Here is a 241-nt window from a genome sequence, read left to right as displayed (position 1 = left end):
ATCTACCGGTGGCTCTACTAACCACGCCATTCACCTTGTGGCTATTGCCAAAGCGGCAGGTATTCAAATAACGTGGAAAGATATGTCTGATTTATCAGCTGAGGTTCCACTATTAACGCGCATTTACCCTAATGGCTCTGCTGATGTAAATCATTTTCAAGCAGCCGGTGGTATGGGCTTTTTAATGCGTGAACTTGCCAGCGCAGGCTACTTACATACCGACGTTAAAACTATGCTAGGC

1 protein-coding gene is annotated in these 241 nt (G+C 45.6%); it reads left to right on the top strand.

Annotated elements, in window-relative coordinates:
• The coding region (locus AAEY62_RS24405) for a dihydroxy-acid dehydratase domain-containing protein (RefSeq protein WP_350637060.1) at window positions 1-241 on the top strand (241 nt) is incomplete at both ends.

The organism is Pseudoalteromonas sp. GW168-MNA-CIBAN-0100, from assembly GCF_040309225.1.
Classification (GTDB): Bacteria; Pseudomonadota; Gammaproteobacteria; order Enterobacterales; family Alteromonadaceae; genus Pseudoalteromonas; species Pseudoalteromonas arctica.
Note: the sequence above shows the minus strand (reverse complement) of the source record. Positions and strands in the feature narration are given on the sequence as shown.